This is a genomic window from Microbacterium sp. (assembly GCF_044340635.1).
Lineage (GTDB): Bacteria > Actinomycetota > Actinomycetes > Actinomycetales > Microbacteriaceae > Microbacterium.
Genome location: NZ_JBIITF010000009.1, coordinates 50,783 through 62,681, shown reverse-complemented (window position 1 = coordinate 62,681; position 11,899 = coordinate 50,783). Strand labels below are relative to the sequence as shown.

General features: G+C 66.4%; 11 protein-coding genes. 7 read left to right on the top strand and 4 right to left on the bottom strand.

Annotated elements, in window-relative coordinates:
* From purF to ACIQ0W_RS09500, 3 genes are all read left to right on the top strand, one after another.
* The gene (purF, locus tag ACIQ0W_RS09510) at window positions 1–1,461 is read left to right on the top strand and encodes an amidophosphoribosyltransferase (RefSeq protein ID WP_304689492.1); all 1,461 of its coding nucleotides are present in this window, start codon (window positions 1–3) and stop codon (window positions 1,459–1,461) included.
* Window positions 1,462–1,573: 112 nt separating this feature from the next.
* The gene (locus ACIQ0W_RS09505) at window positions 1,574–2,551 is read left to right on the top strand and encodes an ATP-binding cassette domain-containing protein (protein WP_396642558.1); all 978 of its coding nucleotides are present in this window, start codon (window positions 1,574–1,576) and stop codon (window positions 2,549–2,551) included.
* Window positions 2,548–3,414 carry an ABC transporter permease gene (locus ACIQ0W_RS09500; protein ID WP_396642557.1) on the top strand — a complete coding sequence of 289 codons (867 nt, stop codon included), beginning with the start codon at window positions 2,548–2,550 and terminating at the stop codon, window positions 3,412–3,414. Before ACIQ0W_RS09505 ends, ACIQ0W_RS09500 begins: the two co-directional genes overlap by 4 nt.
* Window positions 3,415–3,565: 151 nt before the next feature.
* On the opposite strand, the gene ACIQ0W_RS09495 is transcribed toward ACIQ0W_RS09500, so the two are convergent.
* The gene (locus tag ACIQ0W_RS09495; protein WP_081766276.1) at window positions 3,566–3,730 is read right to left on the bottom strand and encodes a DUF3073 domain-containing protein; all 165 of its coding nucleotides are present in this window, start codon (window positions 3,728–3,730) and stop codon (window positions 3,566–3,568) included.
* Between the two features lie 148 nt (window positions 3,731–3,878).
* Between ACIQ0W_RS09495 and ACIQ0W_RS09490 the strand changes: the two genes are divergently transcribed.
* Window positions 3,879–4,430: a universal stress protein gene (locus ACIQ0W_RS09490; protein ID WP_396642556.1), complete on the top strand. Its 552-nt coding sequence runs from the start codon at window positions 3,879–3,881 to the stop codon at window positions 4,428–4,430.
* Between the two features lie 72 nt (window positions 4,431–4,502).
* Here ACIQ0W_RS09490 and ACIQ0W_RS09485 read toward each other — a convergent pair whose 3' ends face one another.
* The gene (locus ACIQ0W_RS09485; protein WP_036298114.1) at window positions 4,503–5,111 is read right to left on the bottom strand and encodes a PadR family transcriptional regulator; all 609 of its coding nucleotides are present in this window, start codon (window positions 5,109–5,111) and stop codon (window positions 4,503–4,505) included.
* On the bottom strand, window positions 5,108–5,995 hold the full coding sequence (locus ACIQ0W_RS09480; protein ID WP_396642555.1) for a DUF4097 family beta strand repeat-containing protein: 888 nt from the start codon (window positions 5,993–5,995) through the stop codon (window positions 5,108–5,110). The genes ACIQ0W_RS09485 and ACIQ0W_RS09480 overlap by 4 nt, the downstream gene beginning before the upstream one ends.
* 170 nt (window positions 5,996–6,165) lie before the next feature.
* On the opposite strand from ACIQ0W_RS09480, the gene ACIQ0W_RS09475 reads away from it, so the two are divergent.
* The gene (locus ACIQ0W_RS09475; protein ID WP_396642554.1) at window positions 6,166–6,933 is read left to right on the top strand and encodes a MerR family transcriptional regulator; all 768 of its coding nucleotides are present in this window, start codon (window positions 6,166–6,168) and stop codon (window positions 6,931–6,933) included.
* A gap of 99 nt (window positions 6,934–7,032) precedes the next feature.
* Here the strand turns inward: ACIQ0W_RS09475 and ACIQ0W_RS09470 are convergent, their stop codons facing one another.
* Window positions 7,033–7,197, bottom strand: coding sequence for a hypothetical protein (locus ACIQ0W_RS09470; protein WP_181003470.1), 165 nt, complete (start codon window positions 7,195–7,197; stop codon window positions 7,033–7,035).
* A gap of 371 nt (window positions 7,198–7,568) precedes the next feature.
* On the opposite strand from ACIQ0W_RS09470, the gene ACIQ0W_RS09465 reads away from it, so the two are divergent.
* On the top strand, window positions 7,569–8,543 hold the full coding sequence (locus ACIQ0W_RS09465) for a DNA topoisomerase IB (RefSeq protein ID WP_396642553.1): 975 nt from the start codon (window positions 7,569–7,571) through the stop codon (window positions 8,541–8,543).
* A 98-nt stretch (window positions 8,544–8,641) separates the two neighbouring features.
* Entirely contained in the window at window positions 8,642–11,887 is a 3,246-nt protein-coding gene (locus ACIQ0W_RS09460; RefSeq protein WP_396642552.1) for an efflux RND transporter permease subunit, read from the top strand.
* Window positions 11,888–11,899: the final 12 nt, after the last annotated feature.

Genomic DNA, 11,899 nt, shown 5'->3' with positions numbered 1-11,899 from the left:
ATGTGCGGCATCGTCGGAATGGTCGGCCAGGGGCCGGTCAACCAGGAGATCTATGACTCCCTGCTGCTCCTGCAGCACCGCGGCCAGGATTCCACGGGCATCGCGACGGCCGAACCGAGCGGCATCTTCCACCTCGCCAAGGCGCGCGGACAGGTGCGGGAGGCCTTCCGCACCCGCGATATGCGTGCCCTGCTCGGCACGATCGGGCTCGGTCACGTGCGCTACGCCACGAAGGGCACCGCCGGCAATGAAGAAGAGGCGCAGCCCTTCTATGTCAACGCGCCCTATGGCATCGTCCTGGTGCACAACGGCAACCTGACCAACACGCGCGAGCTCACGGAAGAGCTGTTCTCGAAGGATCGCCGCCACCTCAACACGACCTCCGACACCGAGCTGCTGGTCAACGTTCTGGCGAACGAGCTGCAGGCGTCGATCTCGGGGCTCGACCTCGACCCCGACCAGATCTTCCAGGCCGTCTCTCGCGTGCACGAACGCGTCGAGGGGTCGTACGCCACGATCGCGCTGATCGCGGGTCACGGGCTGCTCGCGTTCCGTGATCCCTTCGGCATCCGTCCCCTGATTCTCGGCACGCGCAAGACGGAGGCTGGCGGCTACGAATGGATGGTCGCCTCCGAGTCCCTCGTGCTCGAGAACGGCGACTACGACGTCGTCCGCGACGTGATGCCCGGCGAGGCCGTGTTCATCGATCTCGAGGGGCATCTGCACACGCGTCAGTGCGCGGCGGACACACAGCTGGCACCGTGCTCGTTCGAGTACGTCTACCTCGCTCGTCCCGACTCGATCATGAATGGCATCTCCGTGTACGAGGCGCGGTTACGCATGGGCGATCGCCTCGCCGACACGATCGCCAAGTACACCCCGACCGGGACGATCGACGTCGTCATGCCGATCCCCGATTCGTCGCGCCCCGCCGCCATGCAGGTCGCCCGCAAACTCGGCATCGAGTACCGCGAGGGCTTCTACAAGAACCGCTACGTCGGGCGGACGTTCATCATGCCGGGACAGGCTGTGCGCCGGAAGAGCGTGCGGCAGAAGCTCAACGCCATGTCGAGCGAATTCAAGGGCAAGAACGTGCTGCTGATCGACGACTCGATCGTGCGCGGTACGACAAGCCAGCAGATCATCCAGATGGCACGGGATGCCGGGGCCAAAACGGTCACGTTCGCCTCCGCCGCCCCGCCCGTCCGGTACCCGCACGTCTATGGCATCAACATGCCGTCGCGTCAGGAACTCGTCGCGCACGGACGGACGATTCCCGAGATCGCCGAAGAACTCGGTTGCGATTACCTCGTGTACCAGGAGGTCGACGACCTGAAGGCGGCGATCCTCGAGGGGTCCGATGTCACCGACCTCGATATGAGTTGCTTCGATGGCCGCTACGTCACGGGCACGGTGTCGGACGAGTACCTGGCGTGGGTCGAGGGTTCACAGACCTCCTGACCGCCGGTCGCCCCGCGACACTTCGACTGGTTTCCCTGCTCAGTGCCGGTCTTCGCGAAGTCGAAACACCGCGGCTACCTCGATGTCGGCGTCCCGGAGTACGCTCGCGCGCATGGCGTTCATCGAGGCGAGTGATCTCGTCAAGACGTACCAGCCGAAGGGTGCCCCCGAGGTGCGGGCACTCGACGGCTTGAACCTCACAGTGCCCGAGGGCACGGTCACTGCGCTGCTCGGACCCAACGGAGCGGGCAAGACGACCACCGTCAAGGTCCTGACAACCCTGATCCGACCGGACTCGGGCGCCGCGCGCATCAACGGCATCGACGTCCTCGCCGACCCGCAGGGCGTCCGCCGAATGAGCGGAGCCAGCGGACAGTACGCGGCGGTCGACGAGAATCTCACCGGCTTCGAGAACCTGCTGATGGTCGGGCTGCTCTATCACCTCGGTCGCAAGCGAGCGTCACAGCGGGCGCGCGAACTCATCGAACTGTTCGACCTGGTCGATGCCCAGAATCGTCCCGTCAAAGGATTCTCGGGCGGCATGAGGCGGCGGATCGACCTGGCCGGCGCGCTCGTGATCAATCCGCCCGTGTTGTTTCTGGATGAACCGACGACCGGACTCGACCCGCGGAGCAGGCTCGCGCTGTGGGACGTGATCGAGTCGCTCGTCGCCGGCGGAACGACGGTGTTGCTGACGACCCAGTACCTGGAAGAGGCGGACCGGCTCGCCGATTCCATCTCGATCATCGACACCGGTCGGGTCATCGCCGAGGGCACGGCCGACCAGCTCAAGTCGTCGGTCGGGGGACAGCGGGTGGCGATCAGTTTCGTGCAGGAAGCGGATGCGCCCGCGGTCGAGCAGGTCCTGCAGCGCTACGGGACCGGCTCGGTGGTGTCCGATGGTGGGCGCACCCTCGTCGTTCCCGTTGCGGACGGGGCGGATGCCCTCGGCAGGATCATGGCCGATGTCGCCTCGGCCGGCATCGAACTCCACGACGCGGGAATGCGACGCCCGACCCTGGACGACGTGTTCCTCCAGCTCACCGGACACGCCGCCGAAGACACCAAAACCGAGGAGACGGCAGCATGACGACCTCCGAAACGGCACGCGGCACCACGCCGGTCTCGGGCGGCTCGCTTCAGCCCATCCCCGGCACGGCGCTCAGCCGCTTCTTCTCCGACGGCTACGTCGCGACGTGGCGCAACATCAAGAAGATCGTGCGCGTCCCCGACATCCTGGTGTTCACCCTGATCCAGCCGATCATGTTCGTGCTGCTGTTCACGTTCGTTTTCGGCTCGTCGATCGACATCCCGGGCGAGAGCTACACGTCGTTCCTGATGGCGGGCATCTTCGCGCAGACGATCGTGTTCGGCTCGACCTACTCCGGATCAGCGATGGCGCAGGACCTGAAGGACGGCATCATCGACCGATTCCGGACGCTCCCGATGAACGGAGCGGCGGTGCTCATCGGACGCACGGTCGGCGACCTCGTGATCAACGTGCTGTCGCTGATCGTGATGATGCTGACCGGTCTGCTGGTCGGCTGGCGTGTCGAGTCGTCGGTCGTCAGCTTCCTCGCAGGGGTCGGCCTGCTCATCCTGTTCTCGTACGCGTTCTCGTGGGTGATGAGCTTCCTCGGGCTCTCGGTCCGCAGCCCCGAGATCATCAACAACGCGTCTTTCCTCATTCTCTTTCCGCTCACGTTCATCTCGAACGCGTTCGTCCCGAGCGAGAACCTGCCGGGCCCGCTCCGCGTCTTTGCGGAATGGAACCCCGTATCCGCGCTCGTACAGGCGGCACGCGTGCTGTTCGGCAACGTGCCGGAGGGATCGGAGACAGCGGATGCGTGGCCGTTGCGGCACCCGGTGCTCTACGTGGTCGCATTCGCAGCGGTCATGCTCATCGTCTTCGTGCCGCTGTCGGTCCGAAAGTTCGCGTCGCTCAATCGCTGACCGCGCGCGACGTCGCGCCGATCCGGGGCGCCGGGCGCACCGTCGCCGACCCGGCTGGGTCAGGCCGGATTGCTCTGGTTTTCGCGGTCCGTCAGTGGTCGTCCGCTGGAATCTGCGACGTTGTGCACGCACGCAGGATGAGAACGAAGGGCTAGGCCTTCTCGTCCTCGTACTCGTCCGCCCACTTGTCGACGTACAGGTCGTCGTTCGTGTGCCCGAGCTCGCGTTCGAGCGCGGTGTAGTTGACCGACGGGCTGTAAGACTTGAGCTCGCGAGCGATCTTGGTGTGTTTCGCCTTCTGACGGCCACGACCCATGCGAGACCCCCTCACGACTAGAGCTGCGGGCATGTCTGAGGTGCCCGATGCATTCACGAGACCGGCTCGAGGCCGGTAAGAGTAGCATTCAGAATAGCACGGGCGCACACGGGCAAGCCGGGGGCGCCGCCACCGTGAGGGAGCAGCGATGACCGCCATCAACCCGAATTCCTCGAACGGTGACAGCGACGGGGAGCGCGACGCTGCGCTTCACGGCGCGGTCATTGTCGCCGCGGTGCCCGGCCAATCCGCTCGGGTGCTGCGCGAGGGTGCGCACTTTGCCCGTCTCATGCACGCTCCGCTGGTGATCGTGCACGTCGACATGACGCGCTTCGTGACGTACGAAGACCCGGATGGCTACGTGCACTCCGCCCCGATCGATATCGACATCACGCCGGGAACGGCCGAGCTCGATGCCGTGAGGCAGGCCGCGCACGACACGCTCGACGCGAAGGGTGTCGCGTGGGAGTTGCGTCAGCTCGTCGGTGATCCCGCTATCGCCCTGAAGAACTTCGCCGAGCGTCTCGACGCCAAACTTCTCGTCGTGGGCACACGCGACCGCGGTATCGGCGAATCGATCCGCGAGTTCTTCACCGGGTCGGTAGCCGCGCGCTTGGCTCATCGTCAGCATCGCCCGGTCCTGGTCGTGCCGCTCGGCACGGCAGCGGCGGACGACGAGGACCTCTGGCCCCAGGAATGAGAGTGGGGCGGCGCTGAGGCCGCCCCACTTGCTCGCCGGGTTGGTCGAGCGCCCTGTCAGTTCCCGATCGGATCAGCGGCCGAGCGCCGATCGCAGGTCCCTGAGAGCGCCCTCGACCGACGCCGCGAGGTCGTCGATCACACCCGACTCGAGGACCCGACCACGCGCCACGTGCGTCCGCAGCTCTGCGCGGAGGCGCCCGCGGAAGTCGTTCACGATCGCGTCGGCTCGGTGGAGTTGTTCGCGGCTGCGCCCGCGCGGGTCATCCGAGGGGGAGGACGGTGCGTCCGAATCGCGCTCTTCGCGGGCCGATGCGGCTAGGTCGGCGCGCAGGCTCTTCATCGCCTCACGCACGCTTCCACGCACCTCGTCGGCGATCAGGCGGACCGAATCGGTCAGCCCCGCCTCGATGCCCTCGAGATCGCCCGCACGCGATGCCACCTCGGCGCGTCCAGCCGCCGTGATCTCGTAGACGGTCTTGCGGCCATCGACGCTCTTGGTGACGAGGCCTTCCTCTTCGAGCTTAGCGAGGCGCGGATAGACCGTTCCGGCGCTCGGCGTGTACGTGCCGCCGGTGCGATCGGAGAGCGCCTGGATGATGTCGTAACCGTGGCGCGGTGCCTCGTCGAGCAGGTTGAGCAGGTACAGGCGGAGATCGCCGTGCGAGAAGACGGGACTCATCGTGCGTCCTCGACATCGACATCGACATCGTGGTCGTGGTCCGCAGCGGCCTCATCGACGGCCGGAGCAGATTCGCTGACCGACCGGCGAAGCACGGTCACGTCACCCGACACCGTGTTGGTGCGGATGTCTGCGAACGACCCGCTCAGTTCTCCCGTCGAGCCGGTGAAGTTCGTCGGACCGGAGCCGGAGCGCACAACGCCGTCGACCTGCACGCGACCGCTGACGCTCCGCGCGACGTAGTTGGCCGCCAAAGACTGATCGAGGCGCACCGTGGCGTTGCCGTTGACGGTGTTGACACCGATCTGATGGATGGGCCCAGCGGTGTCCAGCATGACGCTGCCCGAGACGGTGTCGACGGTGGCTTTCCGGATTGTGCCCGTCACGGCCACATCGCCCGAGACGCTGTTGGCGCTCAGTGCACCCACGAGCTCGTGCGCCTGCACGTCACCCGAGACGGCGTTCACCTGCAGGTCGCCCGTGAGCCCGTCGACGATGATGTCGCCTGAAACCGTGTTCAGTCGCACGTCGCTCTCGAGGCCGGCGACGAGAGCGCTCGCCGAGACGACACCCAGGTTGAGCGCGATCTTGCGCGGTACGGCGACGCTGATCTCGGCCTTGGGCCCTCCGGCACCGAAGTTGCGGAAGACCTCGAGGAAGTTGTCCCATCGCAGCTGCGGGTGATCGATCTCGATCGTGTCGCCGGTCGCCTCGATGCGCAGGTCCTTGATGGTGACCGCGTGGACCTCGATGCGAATGCCGGGTTCGTCGTGGGCGATCACGTCGATCTGACCGCCGACGAGACCGACCTTGAGTTTGCTGACGGACTCGATGTCGATCACGCGCGATTCGCCGGGGTGGATGATCCACTTTTCCAATGTCATGGCACGCTCCTTGCGTTCGAAGACACGATATATCGTGAGTTCGAGAATAACACGATATATCGTGTCTGCCCAGAGTTGTCCGCCACATGTAATGGTGCGTGTGGCGAGCGTTCAGGTTGACATTGACGCGGCGTCAACCCCTAGCGTGAGTCGGCGAAGGGGGCAGACAGATGGAATGGTCCATTCAAGAGGTGGCCAGAAGCGCCGTAACGACCAGCCGTGCGCTGCGACACTACGAGGCTGTAGGGCTGCTGCATCCGGTCCGTGTCGCCTCGGGCGGACAGCGGATCTACGACAGCGCCGGTCTGCTCCGGCTGCAGCGAATTCTGGTGCTGCGCCGCCTCGGAGTCGGTTTGCCTGGTGTCGCCCGGATCCTCGACCACACGGAGGGCACAGCCCCTGCAGACGCGCTGGAGGAGCACGTGGCGGCGCTTCAGGCGGAGCGCGACAGACTGACGCGGCAGATCGCCGCCGTCGAGAACACGATCACCGCATTGAGAGGAGGTGAGGAGATGATGATGAACACGATGTTCGATGGATTCGACCACACGGCGTATCGCGACGAGGTCGAGACCCGCTGGGGCGCCAACGCGTACGCGCGCAGTGATGCGTGGTGGCGCGGGATGTCCGCCGACGAGAAGATCGGGTGGCAACAGCGCGCCGCGGAATTGGCGCGCGCCTGGATCGCCGCCGCCGAGAGCGGTGTTGAGTCCGACTCGCCCGCCGCACTGGCGCTCGCCGAACGACACGTCCGGTGGCTGGCCAGCGTTCCCGGCACCCCGTCCGGTGCCAACATGCGGGCATACGTCACGGGCCTCGGCGACATGTACGTTGCCGACCCGCGGTTCGGGGCGAACTACGCCACCGCGGCCGGTGGCAGCGCGGGGGCGGAGTTCGTCCGCGCTGCGTTGCACGCCTATGCGGAGCGCGAACTGTAGCCGAAAAGAACGAATGCCGCGGTCCAGCGCGAAAGCTGGACCGCGGCATCCGCGGGGGAAGGCCGACGCACGCACCCGAAACGCGCGCGGCCGGACAGGCTAGACCTTGCTACGACCCGTGATGAGTCGGAGCAGGAACATGATCAGTGCGATGACGGCCAGGACGATGGCGACCCAGATCAGCCAGTTGGCTGCAGACCAGATGCCGCCGGTGATGGCGAGGACGACCGCGATGATGATGATGATGAGGGCTGCGAGGTTCATGGTGATACTCCTTTGTGTTTTGTCCGATCGGACGTGCGCCGGGCTTCTGAACGGCGGACACATGCGGACGAGGTGCGGGTGGCACTGTGAAGACGCTAGGGGCAAGTCGGGTGGCGTGCGAGGGGCTTGACGAGCCCTCGCGAACGGTGGTAGCCGCGAGGCGGAGTGTCGGATGAGCGGGGAAGCGCGGGGCGCAGGTGCCAGGTCTCGGCACCTGCGCGGTGACGAGAGCTCCGTGTCAAGTCCCCGTTTCCGCACTCGCGTAGGGGCTATGTTTCCGTTGGAGCGGTTTCGGCTGTCTCGATCAGGGTCTGGGTCGCGGTGTGCGATCGGCGGGGTGGGGAGTGTGGTCGGTGGCGAACGGACGAGTAGTGAGCGCCAATGCGCGTCGGCTCGTGCGCGTGCAACCGCTTCATGATCCGGGACTGCGACGCATCCGCTCCGGTTCCGGATTCCGCTACGCCGATCATCGGGGCAGGCCCGCCGACGCGCGCGACATCGCGCGCATCGACGCGCTGGTCATCCCCCCCGCATGGCGAGATGTGTGGATTGCCCGTGATGCGCGCGGACACATCCAAGCCGTCGGCACGGACGATGCTGGTCGGCGCCAGTACCTCTACCACCCGGCCTGGAGCTCGACACGTGATCGCGGGAAGTTCGCGCGAGCGCTGCAACTGGCAGAGGTCATCCCGCGCGCGCGGGCGCGCGTGACGACTGCTCTGCGACGCGAGGCGCTCGATCGTGAGCGCGTGCTCGCCACGGCGTTCCGGCTGCTCGACCAGGCGGCTCCCCGGGTGGGGTCCGCCCGCTATATGAAGGCGAACGGTAGCCGAGGGCTGACCACGCTCATCCGAAAGGACGCGACCGTCGAGGGTACTGTCGTCACCCTGTCTTTTCCCGCCAAAAGTGGCAAGCAGGCCCTCATCGATGTGGATGATGCGGATCTCGCGGCGGTCATCAGCGAGCTCAACGTGGGTCGGCCACGGTCACCGTTGCTGGCCTACGCGCAAGGAAGGCGGCGGATCGCGCTGACCCCGCGCGACGTCAACGCTCACGTGCGCGCCCTGACCGGGGGATCGTTCACGGCCAAGGATTTCCGCACCCTCCGTGGAACGATCCTGGCTGCCGAAGCACTTGCGCGCATCGGGCCGGTCGACACGAGAACCGACCGGAAACGTGCCGAGCAACTCGCGGTTCGGGCTACGGCCGAGTCGCTGGGCAACACCCCCGCGGTTGCGCGCGGGAGCTATATCGATCCACGAGTCTTTCGGGCCTACGAGAAGGGGCGTCTGCTGGATCTGCACGTGGCACCGGAGACGGCCATTCGGGAGCTGCTCACCGGCTAGGTGCCCCCCGGCGGATGAGATACTGAGCAGGATACGTTCGCGTATCGTTCTCCGGACTCCGGCTCGGTGTCCGCGCCATCTCTCATTGAAGGCCGACCGTGTCGAATCTCGCCATCCTGAGCCTGAAGAACCGCGCGCTCATCGCTCTGATCACGATCGTGGCCGCGGTGTTCGGCGGGCTGGCGCTCACCAGCCTCAAGCAAGAGCTCATCCCGTCGATCGAGTTCCCCCAACTCGCCATCGTCACGGCATACCCAGGTGCTTCGCCCGAGGTTGTGAACACGGATGTCTCGACGCCGATCGAAACCGCGATCCAAGGCATCGAGGGGCTCGAGTCGACGGTCGCGACGAGCACGACGAACGCCTCGATCATCTCGGTGTCGTTCACGTACGGCACGAACCTCGCAACGGCCGAACAGAAGATCACCCAGGCGATCAACCGCATCGCGCAGCTGCCCGAGTCGATCGAACCGAATGTCATCGCCGCCAGCTTCGATGACTTCCCCGTCATCCAGCTGGCCGTCACCGGCTTCGATGACCCGCTTTCGATCCAGGCTCAGCTCGAACAGAGCGTGATTCCCGACCTCGAGGATGTCGACGGCGTGAACGCCGCGCAGATCGTCGGCGGGATCGGGCAGAGGATCACCGTCACGCCGGACACGGCATCGCTCGCCGCCGCCGGGTTCACACAGCAGGCCATCCGGGACGCCCTCGATCAGAACGGCGTGCTGTTTCCCGGCGGCCAGATCACGGAGGCGGATCAGACGCTGACGGTCCAGACCGGCGTCAAGATCACAACGGTCGACGAGCTCGCCGCGCTGCCGTTGGTGCCCACGAGCGCCGACCAGTTCGGTGCCGAGACGCTCACGATCGGCGACGTCGCCACCGTGGTCGAAGACACCGATCCGGTCACCTCGATCTCGCGCGTCGACGGTGAGCCGGCGCTGACCATCGCCATCACCAAGCTGCCCGCGGCGAACACCGTGGACGTATCGCGCGGCGTGCTTGCGCTGCTGCCGGAGATCGAGCAGAGCCTGGGCGGGCCGACCTTCACCGTCGTGTTCGACCAGGCCCCGTACATTCAGCAATCGATCGAGTCGCTCGCACAAGAAGGGCTGCTCGGGCTCGTGTTCGCCGTCCTGGTGATCCTGGTGTTCCTGCTGTCGGTGCGCTCGACTCTCGTGACCGCGATCTCGATCCCGACGAGCGTGCTCATCACGTTCATCGGCATCCAGGCGTTCGGTTATTCGCTGAACATCCTCACGCTGGGTGCTCTGACGATCGCGATCGGGCGTGTCGTCGACGACTCGATCGTCGTGATCGAGAACATCAAGCGGCACTACGTGGGCGACGCGGACAAGACCGCGTCGATCCTGCTGGCGGTGCGCGAGGTCGCGGCGGCCATCACGGCATCGACCCTGACGAGCGTCGCGGTGTTCCTGCCGATCGTGTTCGTCGGTGATGTCACCGGTGAGCTCTTCCGTCCGTTCGCCCTCACGGTGACGATCGCGATGCTCGCTTCGCTATTCGTCGCCCTGACGATCGTGCCCGTCCTGGCCTACTGGTTCCTGCGCCCGGGTAAAGCGCTGCTCGACGCCGACGGCGTGGCGGTCGATCCCGAGTCGCCGACCGCACCGCACACGCGCCTGCAGAAGTCCTACCTGCCGATCCTTTCGTGGACGCTGAAGCACTCGTGGGTCACTCTGCTGCTCGCGCTGGTCGTGCTCGGCGGCACGGCCGCGGCGGCACCGTTCATGAAGACCAACTTCCTCGGCGACTCCGGACAGAACACCTTCACCGTCACCCAGAACCTGGGCCCGGCAGCGAGCCTCGACAGCGAGAATGTCGCGGCAGTGCAGGTCGAAGAGGCGCTTCTGGCGATCGACGGCATCGAGATCGTCCAGCTCTCGATCGGGTCGAGCGGATCGGCCCTTCGCGATGCCTTCTCGGGCGGCGGCGCCGGGATCACGTACTCGATCACCACCGACTCGGACGTCGATCAGGTCGAGCTGCGTGAGCGCGTCCAGTCGACGCTGGCCGACCTCGAGGGCGCGGGAGATATCGCGGTCGCGGGGTCGGGTGGAGGCTTCGGGTCGAGCGACGTCGAGATCGACGTCAGTGCTCCCGACCGGGCGACGCTCGAGGAGGCGACGGCCGACGTCGTCACCGCCCTCGACGGCCGGGACGGCATCGGCCAAGTGACGAGCAACCTCTCCGCGTCGCTGCCCTACATCGCCGTCGTGGTCGACCGCGATGCCGCTGCGGCCCGCGGACTGTCCGAAGTGGCCGTGGGAGCCCTCGTATCCGGCGCCATGCAGCCCCAGTCGATCGGGTCGATCGAGATCGACGACACCGCTCTGAACGTGTATCTCGCGGCATCCGCTTCGCCCGTCACCCTCGATGAGCTGCGGGCGCTCGAGGTGCCGACGGCGGCCGGACCGGTGCGTCTCGACGAAATCGCCGCGGTCGACGAGACGGATGGACCCACCTCGATCACGACCCAGCGCGGGCAGCGCACCGCGACGGTCACCGTCACCCCATCGACCGATGACCTGAATGCCGCGTCGGCATCGGTCAACGAAGCCATCGCCGACATCGAGTTGCCCGTGGGTGCCGACGCCGAGGTGGGCGGAGTCATCTCGCAGCAGCAGGACTCGTTCTCGCAGCTGGGTCTTGCCTTGCTCGCGGCGATCCTGATCGTCTACATCATCATGGTTGCGACGTTCAAGTCCCTCCGACAGCCGCTTCTTTTGCTGGTGTCCGTGCCGTTCGCCGCCACGGGAGCGATCCTGTTGCAGATCGTGACCGGGGTGCCGCTCGGGGTCGCGTCGCTCATCGGAGTGCTCATGCTGATCGGGATCGTCGTGACCAACGCCATCGTGCTCGTCGACCTGGTCAACCAGTACCGAGAGAAGGGGCTGAGCGCCTACGAGGCGACCATCGCCGGTTCCGCGCGTCGCCTCCGTCCCATCCTGATGACCGCACTGGCGACGATCTTCGCGCTGCTGCCGCTGGCCCTGGGCATCACGGGACACGGCGGGTTCATCTCCCAGCCGCTCGCGATCGTGGTGATCGGCGGACTCGTCTCGTCGACCGTGCTGACGCTCCTCGTCCTGCCGACCCTCTACAACCTGGTCGAAGGGGCTAAAGAACGGCGCGTCGCGCGACGGGGCGGACCCGCATCGTCGGCGTCGGGCCCCCGCGAGACGGGCCCCCGCGAGCCGGACGACGGACGCTCGACACCCGAGAAGGGCGAAGCGAGCTCACCGTTGCTCGGCGGGTATCCGGCGGCAGCGCCCGTACAGCAGACCCGTCGGGTGCGCCGCGGCGAGCACGACGGCTGACGACGACGGGTC

What these genes read in the sequence shown, in the direction of transcription:
- purF (WP_304689492.1), top strand. Translation starts at nt 1, where the DNA reads ATGTGCGGCATCGTCGGAATGGTCGGCCAGGGGCCGGTCAACCAGGAG.
- ACIQ0W_RS09505 (WP_396642558.1), top strand. Translation starts at nt 1,574, where the DNA reads ATGGCGTTCATCGAGGCGAGTGATCTCGTCAAGACGTACCAGCCGAAG.
- ACIQ0W_RS09500 (WP_396642557.1), top strand. Translation starts at nt 2,548, where the DNA reads ATGACGACCTCCGAAACGGCACGCGGCACCACGCCGGTCTCGGGCGGC.
- ACIQ0W_RS09495 (WP_081766276.1), bottom strand. Translation starts at nt 3,730, where the DNA reads ATGGGTCGTGGCCGTCAGAAGGCGAAACACACCAAGATCGCTCGCGAG.
- ACIQ0W_RS09490 (WP_396642556.1), top strand. Translation starts at nt 3,879, where the DNA reads ATGACCGCCATCAACCCGAATTCCTCGAACGGTGACAGCGACGGGGAG.
- ACIQ0W_RS09485 (WP_036298114.1), bottom strand. Translation starts at nt 5,111, where the DNA reads ATGAGTCCCGTCTTCTCGCACGGCGATCTCCGCCTGTACCTGCTCAAC.
- ACIQ0W_RS09480 (WP_396642555.1), bottom strand. Translation starts at nt 5,995, where the DNA reads ATGACATTGGAAAAGTGGATCATCCACCCCGGCGAATCGCGCGTGATC.
- ACIQ0W_RS09475 (WP_396642554.1), top strand. Translation starts at nt 6,166, where the DNA reads ATGGAATGGTCCATTCAAGAGGTGGCCAGAAGCGCCGTAACGACCAGC.
- ACIQ0W_RS09470 (WP_181003470.1), bottom strand. Translation starts at nt 7,197, where the DNA reads ATGAACCTCGCAGCCCTCATCATCATCATCATCGCGGTCGTCCTCGCC.